19 protein-coding genes are annotated in these 19,905 nt (G+C 53.9%); 17 read left to right on the top strand and 2 right to left on the bottom strand.

What is annotated here, in order from left to right:
• Nucleotides 1-94 precede the first annotated feature (94 nt).
• The gene (locus QMG90_RS13145) at nucleotides 95-346 is read left to right on the top strand and encodes a DUF2766 family protein (RefSeq protein WP_283280097.1); all 252 of its coding nucleotides are present in this window, start codon (nucleotides 95-97) and stop codon (nucleotides 344-346) included.
• A 65-nt stretch (nucleotides 347-411) separates the two neighbouring features.
• Here QMG90_RS13145 and QMG90_RS13140 read toward each other — a convergent pair whose 3' ends face one another.
• Nucleotides 412-915: a non-heme ferritin-like protein gene (locus tag QMG90_RS13140; RefSeq protein ID WP_283280096.1), complete on the bottom strand. Its 504-nt coding sequence runs from the start codon at nucleotides 913-915 to the stop codon at nucleotides 412-414.
• A gap of 746 nt (nucleotides 916-1,661) precedes the next feature.
• On the opposite strand from QMG90_RS13140, the gene QMG90_RS13135 reads away from it, so the two are divergent.
• The 5 genes from QMG90_RS13135 (at nucleotide 1,662) to otsA (ending at nucleotide 7,579) form a co-directional block, all read left to right on the top strand.
• Nucleotides 1,662-2,642, top strand: coding sequence for an arabinose ABC transporter substrate-binding protein (locus QMG90_RS13135; protein WP_283280095.1), 981 nt, complete (start codon nucleotides 1,662-1,664; stop codon nucleotides 2,640-2,642).
• A 71-nt stretch (nucleotides 2,643-2,713) separates the two neighbouring features.
• On the top strand, nucleotides 2,714-4,228 hold the full coding sequence (gene araG, locus QMG90_RS13130; protein WP_283280094.1) for an L-arabinose ABC transporter ATP-binding protein AraG: 1,515 nt from the start codon (nucleotides 2,714-2,716) through the stop codon (nucleotides 4,226-4,228).
• A 12-nt stretch (nucleotides 4,229-4,240) separates the two neighbouring features.
• Nucleotides 4,241-5,221 carry an arabinose ABC transporter permease AraH gene (araH, locus tag QMG90_RS13125; RefSeq protein ID WP_283283959.1) on the top strand — a complete coding sequence of 327 codons (981 nt, stop codon included), beginning with the start codon at nucleotides 4,241-4,243 and terminating at the stop codon, nucleotides 5,219-5,221.
• A 161-nt stretch (nucleotides 5,222-5,382) separates the two neighbouring features.
• Nucleotides 5,383-6,180 (top strand): trehalose-phosphatase, encoded by a 798-nt coding sequence (gene otsB, locus QMG90_RS13120; protein WP_283280092.1) that lies wholly within the window; start codon nucleotides 5,383-5,385, stop codon nucleotides 6,178-6,180.
• Entirely contained in the window at nucleotides 6,155-7,579 is a 1,425-nt protein-coding gene (otsA, locus tag QMG90_RS13115) for an alpha,alpha-trehalose-phosphate synthase (protein ID WP_283280090.1), read from the top strand. Before otsB ends, otsA begins: the two co-directional genes overlap by 26 nt.
• A 35-nt stretch (nucleotides 7,580-7,614) precedes the next feature.
• On the opposite strand, the gene uspC is transcribed toward otsA, so the two are convergent.
• Nucleotides 7,615-8,052: a universal stress protein UspC gene (gene uspC, locus QMG90_RS13110; RefSeq protein ID WP_283280088.1), complete on the bottom strand. Its 438-nt coding sequence runs from the start codon at nucleotides 8,050-8,052 to the stop codon at nucleotides 7,615-7,617.
• Between the two features lie 793 nt (nucleotides 8,053-8,845).
• Here uspC and flhD point away from each other — a divergent pair.
• From flhD to QMG90_RS13055, 11 genes are all read left to right on the top strand, one after another.
• Nucleotides 8,846-9,196, top strand: coding sequence for a flagellar transcriptional regulator FlhD (flhD, locus tag QMG90_RS13105; protein ID WP_038153372.1), 351 nt, complete (start codon nucleotides 8,846-8,848; stop codon nucleotides 9,194-9,196).
• The gene (gene flhC, locus QMG90_RS13100; RefSeq protein WP_192901444.1) at nucleotides 9,193-9,777 is read left to right on the top strand and encodes a flagellar transcriptional regulator FlhC; all 585 of its coding nucleotides are present in this window, start codon (nucleotides 9,193-9,195) and stop codon (nucleotides 9,775-9,777) included. Before flhD ends, flhC begins: the two co-directional genes overlap by 4 nt.
• A gap of 125 nt (nucleotides 9,778-9,902) precedes the next feature.
• Nucleotides 9,903-10,799, top strand: coding sequence for a flagellar motor stator protein MotA (gene motA, locus QMG90_RS13095; RefSeq protein WP_283280085.1), 897 nt, complete (start codon nucleotides 9,903-9,905; stop codon nucleotides 10,797-10,799).
• Nucleotides 10,796-11,722 (top strand): flagellar motor protein MotB, encoded by a 927-nt coding sequence (motB, locus tag QMG90_RS13090; RefSeq protein WP_283280084.1) that lies wholly within the window; start codon nucleotides 10,796-10,798, stop codon nucleotides 11,720-11,722. Before motA ends, motB begins: the two co-directional genes overlap by 4 nt.
• A 4-nt stretch (nucleotides 11,723-11,726) precedes the next feature.
• Nucleotides 11,727-13,757, top strand: coding sequence for a chemotaxis protein CheA (cheA, locus tag QMG90_RS13085; RefSeq protein ID WP_283280083.1), 2,031 nt, complete (start codon nucleotides 11,727-11,729; stop codon nucleotides 13,755-13,757).
• Between the two features lie 19 nt (nucleotides 13,758-13,776).
• The gene (gene cheW / locus QMG90_RS13080; protein WP_283280082.1) at nucleotides 13,777-14,280 is read left to right on the top strand and encodes a chemotaxis protein CheW; all 504 of its coding nucleotides are present in this window, start codon (nucleotides 13,777-13,779) and stop codon (nucleotides 14,278-14,280) included.
• A gap of 359 nt (nucleotides 14,281-14,639) precedes the next feature.
• Complete coding sequence (locus tag QMG90_RS13075; RefSeq protein ID WP_283280081.1) at nucleotides 14,640-15,209, top strand: spore coat protein U domain-containing protein; 570 nt, start codon at nucleotides 14,640-14,642, stop codon at nucleotides 15,207-15,209.
• A 9-nt stretch (nucleotides 15,210-15,218) separates the two neighbouring features.
• Entirely contained in the window at nucleotides 15,219-15,755 is a 537-nt protein-coding gene (locus QMG90_RS13070) for a Csu type fimbrial protein (RefSeq protein WP_283280080.1), read from the top strand.
• A gap of 16 nt (nucleotides 15,756-15,771) precedes the next feature.
• Complete coding sequence (locus tag QMG90_RS13065; RefSeq protein ID WP_283280079.1) at nucleotides 15,772-16,539, top strand: fimbrial biogenesis chaperone; 768 nt, start codon at nucleotides 15,772-15,774, stop codon at nucleotides 16,537-16,539.
• Nucleotides 16,515-18,902, top strand: coding sequence for a fimbria/pilus outer membrane usher protein (locus tag QMG90_RS13060; RefSeq protein ID WP_283280078.1), 2,388 nt, complete (start codon nucleotides 16,515-16,517; stop codon nucleotides 18,900-18,902). Before QMG90_RS13065 ends, QMG90_RS13060 begins: the two co-directional genes overlap by 25 nt.
• A 2-nt stretch (nucleotides 18,903-18,904) precedes the next feature.
• Entirely contained in the window at nucleotides 18,905-19,867 is a 963-nt protein-coding gene (locus QMG90_RS13055) for a Csu type fimbrial protein (protein WP_283283958.1), read from the top strand.
• The last annotated feature ends 38 nt before the right edge of the window (nucleotides 19,868-19,905 follow it).

Raw genomic sequence — 19,905 nt, 5'->3', positions numbered from 1 at the left:
TTGGTGTCCCACTACATTTTTTTATTGATAGTTTTATGCCCCGCGTCAACCGCGTTTTAGGGTACTATGGCGCTCCGCAAAGAAGGAGTAAAAAATGTCACAACAACTTTCCGCTAATGATGAACTGGTTTCAGACGTCGTCGCCTGCCAGTTGGTGATTAAGCAAATTCTGGATGTCATTGACGTGATTGCGCCGGTTGAAGTCCGCGACAAGATGGCGACACAGCTGAAGTCGATTGATTTTTCCAGCCACCAGGCGGGCGTGGACCCGGTCACGCGTCGTGCTATTCAGAAAGCGATTGCGCTGATTGAGCTGAAATTTACCCCGCAGGGCGAAGCCCATTAATCCGGCGTCCTGCCCTGGCAGGACACCAGACTTAACGGTTCAGAAGAGGAATTATCGCGAGGGAATTACTGTTTCTGGAATTTAACGACGTTCAGCACATGCTGGTCGGTCTGTTCCGGGCAAAGACCCGCCTGTTTCGCACTACGAACCTCTTCCAGAATCGTTTGCAATAACAGGCCATCCTGCTGCTGTTCTTTTTCCAGCAAGTGAAGGAAGCTCAGGATTGTGCCGTCCTGTATGGCCTTCGCTTCTGCTGCCAGCGCGGAAAGTGTATTGCTGCGCTGCTGATGTTCTTCGACGGATTTCAGAAACAGATCTTCCAGCGTGGAACAGGTGGCGTCGGAAGTATCTACAGCTTTAATTACCGGCCATGCCCCGGATGTTTTCATAAAATCAAACATGCGCATCATTTTAGTCACGTTTATCTGTGCCTGATTACGCAGGAAAATGGCGGTGCCGTTCAGACGATGCTCGCTGCACCATTCACTAAAACGCAGGCACAGGTTAGAGGCATAGAATTCAAGGTTCATCTGAGCATTCAGCTTTTGCGCCATTCCGTTGACAGTCATACTAATATCCTAAATTACATGTAGAAACCACGCGCACGGCAACTGAAAAACAGCGTGGGTGCACCATAAATAATAAACATAATAATGTTGAGAAGTGACGATACAGAATTAATTTTATATCGGCGGAAATGATAATAGCGCGAAATATCGAATAAGAAAACACTTAACCCTGGCTATTTACGTTTCGTTACAGGAATGCGTAATTAATCGTTTTTAAGACATATTCTACAAAATATATTTTGTATGTTGTTGATATATAATACAAAGATATTATCTGTAAAATCACGTCCGGATAATATGACAAAATAATGATTGTTACCGGTAAAATAAAAGAAAATCTGATCGAAGGTTTTCGTTAATTCTATGTTGCCCCAGCGATCAATTCGCCGCTTCGCAAAAATCTTTCAGAAAAATTCCTTATGACTGACACAACGAATTCCCGCAGATGCCGCGCGGCAGGCCGATGAGGATAAGTTGGCTGGTCACATGGATAATTCTGTCGTGGCATAATGTTATTGTATGATGAATACGTTAAAAATTATGTCATTTCTCGCTAAATCTATGCACTCAATTACTGTAATTCTGCGGTGTGATGGCGCTCTCTTATGGATAATTAATTTCCCGCTATTAATAAACTCACATGGGCATTGTTGCTGTGATCGATGCTAATGCGTTGTTTTATGTCCGAATAAATTCAGAAAGCAGATTTTTCCCTACATAAAAGAGCACTAAAGCTGGAGTTTACCATGCACAAATTTACTAAAGCACTGGCGGCGATCGGTCTCGCTGCGGTTATGTCACAATCGGCTATCGCAGAGAATATGAAACTGGGTTTTTTAGTTAAACAGCCAGAAGAACCCTGGTTCCAGACCGAATGGCGTTTTGCCGATAAAGCCGGTAAAGATTTAGGATTTGATGTGATTAAAATCGCCGTGCCTGACGGTGAGAAAACGCTGAATGCGATCGACAGCCTTGCCGCCAGCGGCGCGAAAGGGTTTGTTATCTGTACGCCTGACCCGAAACTGGGGCCAGCCATCGTGGCGAAGGCGCGCAGCTATGATATGAAAGTGATTACCGTCGATGACCAGTTCGTTAACGCGAAAGGCAAACCGATGGAAAACGTCCCGCTGGTGATGATGGCGGCCAGTGAAATCGGTGCCCGCCAGGGACAAGAGCTGTATAAAGAAATGCAAAAACGCGGCTGGGATGTCAAACAAACAGGCGTCATGGCCATCACCGCTGATGAGCTGGATACCGCGCGTCGCCGTACCACTGGCTCTATGGATGCACTGAAAGCGGCAGGTTTCCCGGCAGCGCAAATCTACAAAGTGCCTACCAAATCTAACGATATCCCCGGCGCATTCGATGCCGGTAACTCCCTGTTGGTTCAGCACCCGGAAGTTAAACACTGGCTGGTGGTCGGTATGAACGACAACACCGTGCTGGGCGGCGTGCGCGCCACCGAAGGGCAGGGCTTTAAAGCCAACGACGTCATCGGCATCGGCATTAACGGCGTGGATGCGGTGAACGAGCTGTCAAAAGCGCAGGCCACCGGTTTCTACGGTTCGCTGCTGCCAAGCCCGGACGTGCATGGCTATAAAACCAGTGAGCTGCTTTACAACTGGGTAACCAAAGGCGCAGAACCGCCGAAATTTACCGCTGTGACCGACGTTGTGCTGATCACGCGTGACAATTTCAAAGAAGCGCTGGCGAAGAAAGGGCTGTAAAACGCACACCTGCTGCCCCGGCGTAAACGCGGGGCAGCAGGACGCGTGCTGAACTTACTGGCGGAGTCGTTATGCAACAGTCAACACCGTATCTCTCATTCCACGGCATCACCAAAACATTCCCTGGTGTGAAAGCGCTGTCGGATATCAGTTTCGACTGCTATCCCGGACAGGTTCACGCGCTGATGGGGGAAAATGGCGCCGGAAAATCCACACTGCTTAAAATCCTCAGCGGCAACTATTCGCCGACGGCCGGCACTCTGCGGATCCGCGGTCAGGAGATGGCGTTTGCTGATACGACCGCCGCGCTGAACGCCGGGGTGGCCATTATTTATCAGGAACTGCATCTGGTGCCTGAAATGACCGTGGCGGAAAACATCTACCTCGGGCAGTTGCCGCATAAAGGCGGGATTGTGAATCGCTCCCTGCTGAATTACGAATCGCGTCTGCAACTGGAGCACCTTGGGCTCGATATCGACCCGGAAACGCCGCTGAAGTATCTCTCCATCGGCCAGTGGCAGATGGTGGAAATTGCCAAAGCGTTGGCGCGTAACGCCAAAATTATCGCCTTTGACGAACCGACCAGTTCGTTATCGGCACGCGAAATCGACAACCTGTTCCGCGTCATCCGCGAACTGCGTAACGAGGGTCGCGTTATCCTGTATGTCTCCCACCGTATGGAAGAGATTTTTGCCCTCAGCGACGCCGTCACTGTCTTTAAGGATGGCCGCTTTGTGCGCACGTTTACCGACATGCAGCAGGTCAACCACGAGGTGCTGGTGCAGGCGATGGTCGGGCGCGACATTGGCGACATCTATGGCTGGCAGCCGCGTGAATATGGCGCAGAGCGACTGCGGCTGGAGCAGGTGCAGGCGCCGGGCGTACGCACACCGATTTCCCTTTCCGTACGTAGCGGCGAAATCGTCGGGCTGTTTGGCCTGGTCGGCGCAGGGCGCAGCGAACTGATGAAAGGGCTGTTTGGCGGTACGCGCATTACCGGCGGGCAGGTGTGGATCGACGGAGAACCCGTCAATATCACCAAACCGGCACAGGCCATCAGTGCTGGCATGATGCTCTGCCCGGAAGATCGCAAAGCGGAAGGGATCATCCCCGTTCACTCCGTGCGTGACAACATTAATATCAGCGCCAGACGCAAACACATTCTTGGCGGCTGCGTGATCAACAATCGCTGGGAAGTGCAGAACGCCGAGCACCATATTCAGTCGCTGAATATCAAAACGCCAGGCGCGGAACAGCTGATCATGAACCTTTCCGGTGGGAACCAGCAGAAGGCGATTCTTGGCCGCTGGCTCTCCGAAGAGATGAAAGTCATTTTGCTCGACGAGCCGACCCGCGGCATTGACGTCGGGGCCAAACACGAAATCTATAACGTTATCTATGCGCTGGCGGCGTCCGGCGTGGCGGTGCTCTTTGCCTCAAGCGATCTGCCGGAAGTGATTGGCGTCGCCGACCGTATCGTTGTGATGCGCGAGGGTGAAATCGCCGGTGAGTTACTGCATGAAAACGCCAATGAACAGCAGGCGTTAAGCCTTGCGATGCCTAAAGTCAGCCAGGCGGTCGCCTGAGAGGAGTCTATGATGTCATCTGTTACTACATCCGGCGCAACCCAGAAGTCGTTCAGCTTTGGCCGCATCTGGGATCAGTACGGCATGCTGGTGGTGTTCGCCGCCCTGTTTATCGCCTGTGCGATTTTTGTGCCTAACTTCGCCACGTTCATTAATATGAAAGGGTTGGGACTGGCGATCTCCATGTCCGGCATGGTAGCGTGCGGCATGCTGTTTTGCCTCGCCTCCGGTGATTTCGACCTGTCCGTCGCTTCGGTGATTGCCTGTGCCGGGGTCACCACGGCGGTGGTGATTAATATGACCGAGAGCCTGTGGATTGGCGTTTTTGCCGGGCTGATGCTCGGTGTGCTGAGCGGCCTGGTCAATGGTTTTGTCATCGCCCGACTGAAAATCAACGCCCTGATCACCACACTTGCTACCATGCAAATTGTCCGCGGTCTGGCCTATATTATTTCCGATGGGAAAGCGGTGGGTATTGAGGATGAGCGTTTCTTTACCCTGGGCTATGCCAACTGGTTCGGTTTGCCGGCACCCATCTGGCTGACGGTCGTATGTCTGGTGATCTTTGGTCTGCTGCTCAACAAAACCACCTTTGGCCGCAATACGCTGGCGATTGGTGGTAATGAAGAAGCGGCGCGACTTGCCGGGGTGCCGGTGGTGCGCACCAAGATCATCATCTTTGTGCTCTCCGGGCTGGTGTCGGCGGCGGCGGGTATCATTCTCGCGTCGCGTATGACCAGCGGCCAGCCAATGACCTCAATTGGTTATGAGCTGATCGTTATCTCGGCCTGTGTATTGGGTGGCGTTTCTCTGAAAGGCGGGATTGGGAAAATCTCGTATGTGGTCGCCGGGGTTCTGATTCTGGGGACAGTAGAGAACGCGATGAACCTGCTGAACATCTCGCCATTCTCGCAGTATGTAGTGCGCGGTCTGATACTGCTGGCGGCGGTGATCTTCGACCGTTACAAACAAAAAGCGAAGCGTACGGCGTAGTTTTTGCCCCTAACCTTTAAGTGTACTTCTTCCGTCTCGCCAGTGGGTAATTCCACTGGCGTTTTCATTTGAAAATGGCGAGGGTGGTCACACTGTCTATACTTATACTGCTAACTTTTTATTAACAAGAAGCCGTTGGCTGTAAAAAAGGAGGACAAAGGGTGGATAAACTGCTCACAGTACCGCCTGATCTGACTGGAAATCTGGCATTTTTCTTTGACCTTGATGGAACGCTTGCAGAGATTAAACCCCATCCTGACCAGGTTGCTATTCCCACCGACGTTCGCCTTTCGCTGCATCAGCTTGCTGAACAGCAAAATGGTGCCGTAGCATTGATTTCAGGGCGCTCAATGGACGAGCTGGACGCGCTCGTCGAACCCTGGCGTTTCCCGCTTGCCGGTGTTCACGGGGCGGAACGCCGTGATATCAATGATCAGCGGCATATTCTGACCCTTCCAGCCTCGCTGGTCAGCACGCTTGAGGAAACCCTCAGGCAGGCGCTGGCGTCGCTGCAGGGCAGCGAACTTGAAAGCAAGGGGATGGCATTCGCACTGCACTACCGCCGCGCCCCGCAACACGAGGCGGCGATTATCGACCTGGCGCAGGACATTGTGGCGCGCCACCCGCAACTGGCGTTACAGCCGGGGAAATGCGTGGTGGAGATTAAACCCAAAGGCGTTAATAAAGGTGCGGCCATTGCGGCCTTTTTACAGGAAGCGCCCTTTATCGGTCGTCAGCCGGTGTTTGTTGGCGATGACCTGACCGATGAGAGCGGTTTTGATGTGGTGAATAAACTGGGGGGAGTTTCAGTGAAAGTGGGCGAGGGGGAGACGCTGGCGAAATGTCGCCTGGCGAGTGTCCCGCACGTTCATCAATGGCTGAAAACCGTGGTGGATACCCAGCAACATACGCTAACTGACAGGAGGGATGGCTATGAGTCGCTTAGTCGTAGTATCTAATCGTGTCGCGTCGCCAGACGATAAAAAAGGCAGCGCCGGTGGCCTTGCGGTCGGCGTGCTTGGTGCCCTGAAATCTACCGGGGGATTATGGTTTGGCTGGAGTGGCGAAACGGGCGATGAAGACGCGCCGCTAAAAAAGGTGACACGCGGTAACATTACCTGGGCGTCATTCAATCTTAGCGAGGAGAGTCACGATCTTTATTACAACCAGTTCTCCAACGCCGTGCTGTGGCCCGCGTTTCACTATCGTCTGGATCTGGTCGATTTTCAGCGTGACGCCTGGGAAGGGTATCAGCGGGTCAATTCGCTGATTGCCGATAAACTGTTGCCGCTGATTGAGCCGGACGACATTCTGTGGATCCACGATTATCATCTGTTGCCTTTCGCCAGCGAGTTGCGAAAGCGTGGTGTGAACAACCGTATCGGTTTCTTTTTACATATCCCGTTCCCGACACCGGAAATCTTTAACGCGCTGCCGCCCCACGCCGAACTGCTGGAGCAGCTTTGTGATTACGACCTGCTCGGTTTCCAGACCGAAAACGACCGCCTGGCTTTTCTTGAGTGTATAAAAGTGCAGACGCGTCTGACGACGCATGAAGACCACTCGCACAGAGCATGGGGGAAAGCGTTCAGCACTGAGGTCTATCCGATTGGCATCGAGCCGAAGGAGATTGCCCGCCAGGCAAGCGGTCCGCTGCCGCCGAAGCTGGCGCAGCTGAAGGCTGAGCTGAAAGGGCTCAAAAACATCTTCTCCGTCGAACGTCTGGATTACTCAAAAGGGCTGCCTGAACGTTTTCTGGCTTACGAGACGCTGCTGGAGAAGTATCCGCAACATCACGGTAAGATCCGCTATACGCAGATTGCGCCCACCTCACGCGGCGACGTGCAAGCCTACCAGGATATTCGTCATCAACTGGAAACGGCCGCCGGGCGTATTAACGGTCAGTACGGGCAGCTTGGCTGGACGCCGCTGTATTACCTGAATCAGCACTTCGATCGCAAGTTGTTAATGAAGGTGTTCCGCTACTCTGACGTTGGTCTGGTGACGCCGCTGCGAGACGGCATGAATCTGGTGGCGAAAGAATTTGTGGCGGCACAGGACCCGGCTAACCCTGGTGTGCTGGTGCTGTCGCAATTTGCCGGTGCGGCCAACGAACTGACCTCGGCGCTGATTGTTAATCCATACGATCGCGATGACGTCGCGGCCGCGCTCGACAGGGCATTATCAATGCCGCTTGCTGAGCGTATCGCCCGTCATGCCGAAATGGAGGCGGTGATCAGAGAAAATGACATTGACCACTGGCAGGAACGCTTTATTAGCGACCTAAAGCAGATCACGCCGCGCAGTGAAGAGAGCCGCCTGCGCGACAAAGTGGCGACGTTTCCGAAACTGGCCTGACGACAATCTCACCTTGCGCGCCCTGGTGGCGCGCATCATTTCGCCTGCGCTTTTTCCAGCGAGATCAACAGCACATCGACGCCACTGTTGCCCACCACGGTTTTCGCCGAACAGGTCGCGCGGGAGAAAAAGCTCTTGTTGTGATTACCGCAGAGTACCAGATCAACTTTTTTCTTCTGGCAAAAATGCCTGACGTGTTCGCCTAATTCCCCGGAGGCGATAACCGTTTCTTCGACCGGATAATCCATGTGCTGAATCAATTCAGCCAGAAATTCCTTGGTTTCTTCCTGCATCAGCTCACGCAGATTTTCCATCATCGGTGCCGCAAGCTGATTGTACATTTCCGGGTCAGCGGTAAATGTGATCAGGCTGATTTTGGCCTGCACAGGACGGGCGATGGACACCGCCTTGTCCACAAGAATACGGCTTTCTGGCGTCGGGGCGACGGCGACTAAAAGGTGCGAGTACGGCATCGGGCCTCCTTGTGATACGCAAAACTACCCCTTTTTCCCTCTTTACTCCGTTTCGGCAGCCCGTGCAAGCGCTGGCTAATACAGAAGTGTGAGCGTCTTCTGAATATTCATTAATTATTCTTATGTCAGGAATAAAGTAAATGTTCACCTTGTTAAGAAAAAGGATCAACTTAACAAAAACCAGTAGCTTTAATAATCCATTTTTAACGTGTAACCAGGGTTAACTAACAAAAATAATATAATTACCTATCGGAATAATTTTATAATTCTAAAAGGATAACATTATGTTTTTATGATGATTATTATGCATTTATTTGCTATTCATATGACAAGATGACCGCCATCTCACGGTCCGGCAGTTTTTCAAACCAAATTATGGCTTAAGTATGTGTTAGAAAATGCTTATTCACAGTTTAGTAATAGAAAAGTGTAAGGAATGCCTAAATTTTCAACAATTGACAACGCATTCTGATGGATTTACTGCTAATATTGAGCCTGATTATGTGATGTAGATCACAAAAATTTCAAATTTTCAGCAAGGCCACATTGTATGTGTAAGAACTCACGAGTACAGTTGCGTCGAATTAGGAAAAATCTTAGTTATTTGTAAGAAATGTTTAAAATTGACGCGTTATCTTTCCCTGAAGAAAGAGACATAACAGTCAGGCAAGCCATCGCCTAAGACAACTATGCATTTTGGCCGTTTCTATTTTTTTACCGGGTTTTTACCGGCGACATCACGGGGTGCGGTCACACCGCATAAAATAATGGTTGGTTATTCGGGATGGGAAAAATGCATACATCCGAGTTGCTAAAACATGTTTATGACATCAACTTGTCATATTTGCTACTTGCACAGCGTTTGATTAGTCAGGATAAAGCCTCTGCGATGTTCCGTCTCGGCATTAACGAAGAGATGGCGACAACGCTCGGGGAGCTCACCCTTCCGCAAATGGTAAAACTGGCGGAAACGAACCAACTGGTGTGCCAGTTCCGCTTCGATAGTCACCAGACCATCACACGGCTGACACAAGAATCACGTGTTGACGACCTTCAACAGATCCATACCGGAATCCTCCTCTCTACCCGCTTACTGAAAGAAACCGGTCAGGCAGAAGATTCTGCTAAGAAAAAAAGGGCCTGATGATGAGCGAAAAAAGCATTGTTCAGGAAGCCCGCGATATTCAGTTAGCAATGGAACTGATTACGCTGGGTGCTCGCTTACAGATGCTGGAAAGTGAGACACAGCTGAGCCGTGGTCGTCTCATCAAACTGTACAAAGAATTGCGCGGTAGTCCTCCACCAAAAGGGATGCTTCCATTTTCCACTGACTGGTTTATGACCTGGGAACAAAACATTCACTCTTCGATGTTTTGTAATGCCTGGCAGTATTTACTGAAAACAGGTCTGTGCAGCGGTGTGGATGCCGTCATCAAAGCCTATCGACTCTATCTGGAACAATGTCCACAGCAGGAAACGGGGCCGTTACTGGCGTTAACCCGCGCCTGGACGCTGGTGCGTTTTGTGGAGAGCGGGATGCTCGAATTGTCACATTGCAACTGCTGCGGTGGAAATTTTATTACTCACGCGCATCAACCGGTGGGAAGCTTCGTGTGCAGTCTGTGCCAGCCCCCGTCGCGAGCCGTAAAAAGACGTAAACTTTCCAGCGACGCTGCCGATATTACCTCACAACTGCTGGATGAACAGATAGGTCAGGCTGTTTAACCGAATCGGTGTGGACAAACACTCCAGCAGCGGTAAGCGATTACCGCTGCTTTTTTTTGCCCTAACGAAGACGGAAACGCTTATCTGCTCCTCCTCGCCTTAGTCAACAGTGGAAGGATGATGTCGTGCTTATCTTATTAGGATACCTGGTGGTTATCGGTACAGTTTTCGGCGGTTTTGTCATGACCGGCGGGCACCTTGGGGCACTCTATCAACCTGCCGAGCTGGTTATTATCGCCGGCGCGGGTATTGGTGCGTTTATCGTCGGCAACAATGGCAAAGCGATCAGGGGCACGATGAAAGCGCTGCCGCTGCTGTTTCGCCGTTCAAAGTACACCAAAAGCATGTACATGGATTTGCTGGCGCTGCTGTACCGGCTGATGGCCAAATCGCGCCAGCAGGGGATGTTCTCGCTGGAACGTGATATCGAAAATCCGCGTGAGAGCGAGATTTTCACCAGTTACCCGCGCATTCTCGCCGACAACATCATGCTTGATTTCATCGTCGATTATCTGCGCCTCATCATCAGCGGCAACATGAATACCTTTGAAATCGAAGCGTTGATGGACGAAGAGATCGAAACGCACGAGAGCGAAGCGGAAGTGCCGGCCAATAGCCTGGCGCTGGTCGGTGATTCGCTGCCGGCGTTTGGTATCGTCGCCGCCGTGATGGGGGTGGTTCACGCGCTGGCGTCCGCTGACCGTCCGGCGGCGGAACTGGGCTCGTTGATTGCCCACGCGATGGTCGGGACCTTCCTCGGTATTCTGCTCGCTTACGGGTTTATCTCGCCGCTTGCCAGCGTGTTGCGCCAGAAGAGTGCGGAAACCACCAAAATGATGCAGTGCGTCAAAATCACGCTGCTGTCGAACCTGAACGGCTACGCGCCGCCGATCGCCGTTGAGTTTGGCCGTAAAACGCTTTACTCCAGCGAGCGTCCGTCATTTATCGAACTGGAAGAACATGTACGTGCCGTGCGCAATCCTAACGCCGCTCAAACGCAGACTACGACCGAGGACGCATGAAAAATCAGACGCATCCCATCGTCGTCGTCAGACGGCGTAAGCACAAAGGACATCATCATGTCCATGGCTCATGGAAAATCGCTTATGCCGATTTTATGACGGCGATGATGGCGTTCTTCCTCGTGATGTGGCTGATTTCCATCTCCAGTCCGAAAGAGTTGATTCAGATAGCCGAATATTTCCGCACACCGCTGGCAACCGCGATCACCGGCGGGCAGCGGGTCTCCAACAGCGAAAGCCCGATCCCGGGTGGCGGCGATGACTTTACCCAGCAGAAGGGCGAAGTGACCAAACAGCCGAACATTGACGATCTAAAAAAACGCATGGAGCAGAGTCGTCTGCAGAAAATTCGTGGTGAACTCGATCAGCTGATTGAGTCAGACCCGAAACTCAGGGCGCTGCGTCCGCACCTGAAAATCGATCTGGTGCAGGAAGGGCTGCGGATCCAGATTATCGACAGCCAGAACCGACCGATGTTTGAAACCGGACGGGCGGAAGTGGAACCGTACATGCGCGACATTTTGCGGAAAATCGCGCCGGTGCTGAATGAAATCCCTAACAAAATCAGTCTGTCTGGCCATACCGATGACTACCAGTATGCTACGGGCGAACGCGGTTACAGTAACTGGGAACTCTCTGCCGACCGCGCGAACGCCTCACGTCGCGAACTGGTCGCGGGCGGTCTGGATGATGGCAAAGTGTTACGCGTGGTGGGAATGGCTAACACCATGCGCCTTAACGATCGAGGCGGCGATGACGCCATTAACCGTCGTATCAGCCTGCTGGTGCTGAACCACCAGGCCGAAGAGGCGATTCTGCATGAAAATGCGGAGAGCCAGAATGAACCATTAAGTGTTTTACAGCAGCCAGCGGCGGTGCCGTCGGCGGCCAGTCCCACATCGCCACAACCCGATCAGAGGTGATACCGTGAGTATGGATATCAGCGATTTTTATCAGACGTTTTTTGATGAAGCCGACGAATTGTTGGCTGATATGGAGCAGCACCTGCTGGATTTAGTTCCTGAAGCACCTGATGCCGAGCAGATGAACGCCATTTTCCGCGCCGCCCACTCCATCAAGGGGGGCGCAGGGACTTTCGGGTTCACTATTCTGCAGGAGACCACGCACCTGATGGAAAACCTGCTTGATGACGCGCGGCGTGGTGAGATGCAGCTCAACACCGACATTATCAACCTGTTTTTGGAAACCAAAGATATTATGCAGGAACAACTCGACGCCTATAAAAGCTCATCAGAACCTGATGCTGCCAGCTTCGAATACATTTGTACTGCGTTACGTCAGCTGGCGCTGGAGGCGAAAGGTGAAAGTGCCCCCGTCGCGGCAAACGGGGCAAAACTGTCCGTTGTGGAAACCGAAGAGGTTGCGCCCGTGGCAGGCGGTCCGGCAGGCAAAACACGTATCGTGCTGTCGCGGCTGAAACCCGGCGAACCAGACATGCTTCAGGAAGAACTGAGCAACCTGGCGCAGCTCAGCCAGGTAGAAAAAACCGACGACTCGCTGTCGGCAACGCTTGACGGCAGCGTCGATCAGGACGATGTCGTTGCGGTGCTGTGCTTCGTCATCGAAGCTGACCAGATTGCCTTTGAAACGGTCACCACCGAGGTCGCTGTCGTCGCGGCTGACGAAAGTGCTGCCACAGCGGTTGCCGCCGTTGAACCCGGCACGCCAGCGGTACCGGCGCTGAAACCGGTCGCTAAAGAGACTACACCTGCCCATGCGAGTCGTGAAAAACCTGCCGCTCGCGCCAGCGAATCGACCAGTATCCGCGTGGCGGTGGAAAAAGTGGATCAGCTGATCAACCTGGTGGGTGAACTGGTGATCACCCAGTCAATGCTGGCGCAGCGCTCCAACGAGCTTGACCCGGTGCAGCATGGTGATCTGATCACCAGCATGGGACAGTTGCAGCGCAACGCCCGTGATCTGCAGGAATCGGTGATGTCAATTCGTATGATGCCGATGGAATACGTCTTCAGCCGCTTCCCGCGTCTGGTGCGCGACCTGGCGGGCAAACTCGGCAAACAGGTGGAACTGACCCAGATGGGCAGCTCAACCGAACTAGACAAGAGCCTGATCGAACGCATCATCGACCCGTTAACGCATCTGGTGCGTAACAGCCTTGACCACGGTATCGAACTGCCGGAAGCGCGCGTCGCTGCCGGGAAATCGGCGGTCGGCAACCTGGTCCTCTCCGCTGAGCATCAGGGGGGCAATATTTGTATCGAAGTGACCGACGATGGCGCCGGGCTGAACCGCGAACGTATTCTGGCGAAAGCGATTTCCCAGGGCATGGCGGTGCACGACAACATGACCGATGAAGAAGTCGGCATGCTTATTTTTGCGCCGGGCTTCTCGACAGCCGAGCAGGTGACCGATGTTTCGGGCCGTGGCGTGGGGATGGACGTGGTGAAACGTAACATCCAGGAAATGGGCGGCCACGTCGAAATTCAGTCCAAACAGGGTGCCGGTACCACCATTCGTATTTTACTGCCGTTGACGCTCGCCATCCTCGACGGAATGTCGGTCAAAGTCAGTGGCGAAGTCTTTATTCTGCCGCTGAATGCGGTAATGGAATCCCTGCAGCCGCGTGAAGACGATCTGCATCCGCTGGCGGGCGGCGAACGCGTACTGGAAGTGCGCGGCGAGTATCTGCCGCTGGTCGAACTGTGGAAAATCTTCGATGTCGAGGGCGCCAACACCGAACCGACGCAGGGGATTGTGGTGATCCTGCAAAGCGCTGGTCGCCGTTATGCGCTGCTGGTGGATCAACTGATCGGCCAGCACCAGGTGGTGGTGAAAAACCTCGAAAGCAACTATCGCAAAGTGCCGGGTATTTCTGCGGCCACTATTCTCGGCGATGGCAGCGTAGCGCTGATTGTTGATGTTTCTGCGCTGCAAGGGATAAATCGTGAACAACGCGTGGCGAACACCGCCGCCTGATTGAGAAAAAGGTAATAACATGACCGGTATGAGCACTGTAGCAAAACTGGCGGGTGAGCCAACAGGCCAGGAGTTCCTGGTCTTCACACTGGGTGATGAAGAGTACGGCATTGATATCCTGAAAGTGCAGGAGATCCGTGGTTACGATCAAGTCACGCGTATTGCGAACACGCCGACGTTTATCAAAGGCGTCACCAACCTGCGCGGCGTGATCGTGCCAATCGTCGATCTGCGCGTGAAGTTCAGCCAGCAGGAAGTGGAGTATGACGAAAACACGGTGGTGATCGTTCTCAACCTCAGCCAGCGTGTGGTGGGTATCGTGGTCGATGGCGTCTCTGACGTGCTGTCGCTGGCCTCTGAGCAAATTCGTCCGGCGCCGGAATTTGCCGTCACCCTCTCCACTGAATACCTGACGGGCCTTGGCGCGCTGGGCGATCGTATGTTGATTCTGGTGAACATCGAAAAACTGCTGAACAGCGAAGAGATGTCGCTGCTGGATAACGCGGCAGCACACGTTGCCTGATACGCCGTTTTTCCTGAACAAAGCCCCCGACATCGGGGGCTTTTTGCTGTATGGGTGTACCAGCTCTTAATAATTGATTAGTAACACTAATATCCGTGAAGACGTATAATGTGATGTATATCACAATAAAGGGAATATATCCTTCTGAACGCTGTCGTCGTTCAGTTATTTTTTAATTTAACTCATTGTTTTAAAAGTTAATATTTTGTAAGTGTATAAGAGGTCAGGACTTTCTTTCTGACACTGGTTGATTAACCAACCCTCAACTAAATTTCCAGTAACGGGCCACTGGGTGGCGTAGCTAACAGCCTGAGATGCCAATAAAAGCACGGTCAGGTCTGGGTTTACTGGAGACTCACATGAAAAAAATAGCGCTTCTCATCGCAACAGGAAGTGTGCTCGTGCTGTGGGGGGCAGGTGCCCAGGCAGTCACCAGCAGCGGGACGGTAGGAGCAACACTTACGCTCACCAACGGTTGCCTGATCAACGGTTCACCGAGCCAGAACGGCATCAACTTTGGTTCACTCGATTTTGGTACCCATCCGGCAACATTTTCCACCCTCACGACACAGCTGACCGGCGCCAGCGGCGGTAACAGTTTCACCATTCAGTGCACGACCTCCAGTTATACCGTGCAAGTTACCGGTAATACCAACAGCAGCGCGCCCGGCACCGTCGTTGGCACGCCAGGTACGCCCGCGAGATATCTGGTCAATACCACGAATACCAGTCAGGGCGTGGCCTACAGCATTTACAGTGACAGCGGCTATAACAATGTCGTCGCTAATAACGCGTCGATCCCTGTCGCTTCCACCACAGCAGGGGTGGATAACTACACCCTCTACGGTCGTATTCAGGGCGGCGGCAACAGCGTCACGGTGGTTCCGGGCACCTACACCGACACGATCAACATCAGCGTGACTTACTAATCGAAGGCAATGGGAACAGAAAAAACAGGCTTCCCAGCGGGAGCCGGGGCCTGCCTGTGCCTTTTTCTGGCGCTGGCAGGGGCTAACGACGTAGCGGCAATCACCACCCAGTCGTTCAAAGTCAGCGCCACCATTACGCCAGGCTGTTCGATCATTACCGGCAGTGGCGGGGTGCTCGGCACGCTGAACTTTGGCAGTTACAGCGGCGTGCAGAGCGGCAGCGTCAACGCGCAGTTTGCGCCAAACGCGTCGCTGTCGCTGGCCTGTACGCCGGGCGTGGCGCTGAGTATGAGCATTGATGGCGGGCAGAATTACAGCTCGGTACGACGGATGCAACGGACCGGCGGCACCGATAAAGTGCCTTACCGACTGTACAGCAACAGCGCGCTGACGCCCGCCACGGAAATTGGGGTCAATCAGGCGGTCTCCATCGCCTACAGCAACAGTAACAACATTGCGCTGCCGATATACGGCACCGCACAACTGACCGGATTCAGTCCGGCAGGGAACTATAGCGATCAACTCACTGTGACGTTGTCATGGTAATTCAGGGAGAAAAACAATGCGTCAGTTTGCGATCCCACCGGCAGCGGGGGCGACGTTACTGCTTGTTGCTGGTCTGTTGGTTACGGGTAAAAGCCAGGCCGCGGCTACGATCCTGATCTGGCCGATTGACCCGTGGTTGTCCGCCGAACGTAATGCCACCGAGTTGTGGATTGAAAATCAGGGCACTGCGACGGCGACTATGCAGGTGCGCATCGTGCGCTGGCGCCAGGAAAACGGATATGAGCGCTATGAGTCACAACAGGAGGTGGTCGCCAGCCCGCCCATTCTCAACGTTGCGCAGGATGATAAGCAATTGATCCGGCTGATTAAACAGGCTCCTGCGCCTGCCGGTGTTGAAAAAGCCTACCGTATTATCGTTGATGAGATCCCGGAGCCAAATGACACCAGCAAACCGCAGATGGGATTACGGCTGCAAATGCGCTATTCGATCCCGCTGTTCGTTTACGGTGAGGGGATCAAAACGTTTGCAAAAGGCGAGCATCACGCACTGGTGGATACACAAAAACTGCGCTGGCGCGTGGTGCAGGAGGCCGGAAAACCGATGCTGGAAATCAGCAACCGCGATGCTGTTCATCTGCGGTTGAGCAACGTCCTCCTGCATCAGTCGGGCAGAACACAGACCGTGGCGCAAGGATTGCTCGGTTACGTCTTGCCCGGAGAAAGCCGACGCTGGCCGCTGGTCGCCGGGATCACTCACCCGAATGAAATGACCGCCACTATCAACGCGCGGGATGCGAAATGGCATTCAGCACCGGGCGATTAACGCCGCTGGTTATGCTGATGCTATTCACCGGAGCGGAGATGAGTCGGGCGGAACAGAAAGACGATGTACTGCCACCGCCGCCGGATGCCCGGCAGTCAGCGCAGACAGCGGTGTATCAACTCTCGTTAGTGATCAACTACTACGACACCGGCCTGGTCGTGCCGGTGACCCGTCGTGGTGAGGCGTTTATCGTTTCCAGCGCCGATCTGCAACGCGCAGGCATTCCGACAGAACATTTGCCGCCAGGGGAGGTTGATCTGTCCCGTCTTGAGGACGTAACGGTGCAATATGACGGTAGCGGGCAGCGATTATTGATCGCCGTGCCCCGTGACTGGCTGGCCGTTCACCCGATCGCCTTCAATGAACGCAACAAGCGTATTCAGCCGATGAACGGTCGTGGTGCCTTAGTGAATTATGATTTCTACGCCAGCCAGACAGAGCATGGTGCCGGGCAGGCGTCTCTGTGGCACGAGTTGCGATTTTTTGACGACATCCTGACCTTTTCCTCTACCGGCAACACCCGTCAGAAACTCAGTGGCGACACGCAATTACCGGGCGGGTACATCCGCTACGACACGACCCTCAGCGGCAGCAATGATGACAATGCCACGACCTGGAGCGCGGGCGATGTGATCTCGGATGCGCTGAACTGGAGTAACAGCGTGCGCGTCGGCGGGATCTATTTCGGCCGCGACTTCTCGCTGCGTCCCGATCTGGTCACCTGGCCGATGCCGGACTTTTCCGGCGAAGCGGCGGTGCCGACCTCCGTCGATCTGTTTATTGACGGTTACCGTTCCGGCTCGACGCAGTTACAGCCTGGTCCGTTTACGCTGACCAATCTGCCTTATATCAACGGCGCGGGGAATGCCGTGCTGGTGACCACTGATGCACTGGGACGTCAGGTCAGCACCACACTGCCGTTTTACGTTGCCAGCGAAATGCTTAAACCCGGTATCAGCGACGGCGCTTTTACCTTCGGCGCGCTGCGGCAAAACTACGGCATCGAAAATTTCGATTACGGCCCGGTGGTGGGTAGCGCCTCATACCGCTACGGGATCAACGATTATCTGACCCTGGAGACGCATGGCGAAGGCGCGGGATCACTGGCGCTTGGTGGCGCAGGCGGTCTGGTGAAACTGGGGCGCTTTGGCATCGTTAATACGGCGTACAGCCGCAGCCAGATGCAGGGTAACAACGGCGGGCAACTGAACTGGGGATACCAGTACAGTACGGCGGCGTTCAGCATCGCGACGCAACATACCCGGCGTGATCGCGGCTTCGGTAACCTCGCGCTCTACGACCAGCCGACAATGGTCGACGCCAACAATGAGCCCATTGCCAGCCTCAGCCAGCGTACTGATCAATATTCACTGGCGTTGAATATGGGGGATTACGGCAATCTGGGGGCGGCGTGGATTGGCGTACGCAGCTTCGACAGCCAGAAAACCGAGCTACTCAATTTGTCATGGAGTCGCAATCTCTGGCGGGGAAGCAGCATCTACCTGGCCGCCAGCCGTGACATGCAAAAAAATGGCTGGACTGTGGCAATGTCGTTGCAGATCCCGCTGGGCGACAACGATGGCATGGCCATCAGCACGGAAAACACGCCGGATGCGGGAAGCACACAGCGTATTAACTACAGCCATTCCATGCCCACCGATGGCGGCTTTAGCTGGAACATGGCGTGGGCGCGCCAGGCACCGGCCGACAACTATCAGCAGGCAACGCTCGGCTGGCGAAATAATCACGTCGAACTGCAGGGCGGCGGCTACGGCGAGCAGAACATGATGACCTGGTGGGGCGAGGCGATGGGATCGCTGGTGATGATGGATGACCAGTTTTTTGCAGCCAACAAAATCAATGATGCATTCGTGGTGGTCAGCACTGACGGGCATTCACAGGTGCCGGTCAATTATGAAAATCAGCCAGTGGGGAAAACCAACGACAACGGGTATCTGCTGATCAGCGGCGTGTCGGCCTGGTATCCGGGGAACTACAGCATCGATACCCTCGATTTGCCCGCCGATACGCAGCTGAAAGCCACGGAAAAACGGGTGGCGTTACGGCGTAACAGCGGCTATCTGCTTGAATTTCCAATGGAACAGGAGCGTGTTGCCAGCGTCATTCTGCATGATGAACAGGGCAAGCCGCTGCCGCTGTCAAGCCAGGTCTGGCGGGCGTCGCGACCGGTCTCCGTGGTAGGCTATGAGGGTATCACGTGGCTGGAAAATCTCAGCGAGCACAACGAAATGCGGGTGACCACACCGGAAGGAAAAACCTGTCATGCGACATTTACGCTGCCGGCCAATCCTGATCATAAGCTGCATACCTACGGACCCCTGGTCTGTAAGGCGGCGCACTGATGATGAGAAAAGACTGGCTGATCCTCCTGCTACTGGTGATAAGCCCGTCATTGAAAGCGGTCTGTACGGTAGCGGTGGGTAACGCCTCTTTCGGTAGCCAGTCATCCTTTACCGTCAACAGCACAGAACAGCAGGTGACGGCGAATCTGGTGGTCAGTTGCGAGACGATCCTGAACCTGCTCACCAGCGACAGTATCACCCTGAACTACACCGCCGGAGGCAACAGCGCGAATAACCACGCGACGCTGAAACGCACCGATAACACGACGATTACTGATGCGGTACCGGTGCGCCTGTGTACCCAATCAACCTGCAACGGCAGTACCGAAACCACGATCGCGCAGAGCTATACCTGGAACGGCAGCACGCTGCTCGGCCTGTTGAACTCAAAGCAATATACTATCCCGATCTGGTTTCGTACCGTGGGGGGACAGAGTGTCACTGCCGGGCCCTACCACACCTCGATGACCTTTAATATTGCTTATAACGTCTGTGCGGTCGGCGTTGCCGGGCTGTGCCTGACGCCACAAACCGGTAATGCCACCGTCAGCACACAGATTGATCTGACCGTCACTAACGACTGCATCACCATCACCGCCCCGGATGTCAATTTCGGCAGCGCACCACTGGTAAAGAATTTCCCCACGCTGTCGCAGACCATTTCCATCACCTGTACCAAAGGCAGCAGTTATACCGTTGGCATCAACAACGGTCAGAATGCCATCGGCAATGTCAGAAACATGACAAGCGGCAGCAACCGCCTGAGTTACGACCTTTACAAAGGCAGCGACGGCACTCGCTGGGGTGGTTCCGGCAGCGAACGCTGGTCAAGCGTCACGTCCTCATCGCTCAGTAGTGACGGCCTTCTGCGCACCTACAACTACACGGCGCAGGTCCAGAGCGGCCAGAATACCCCCGCCGCCGGGACCTACAGCGATACGCTGGTGGTGGACGTCGCTTTCTGACCGTACCAAAGCGCAATTTTCCTTCCTCTCCCCTTTAA

Origin of the sequence: Trabulsiella odontotermitis (assembly GCF_030053895.1) — a bacterium.
GTDB lineage: Bacteria > Pseudomonadota > Gammaproteobacteria > Enterobacterales > Enterobacteriaceae > Trabulsiella > Trabulsiella odontotermitis_C.
This window is presented reverse-complemented; position numbering and strand designations above follow the sequence as displayed.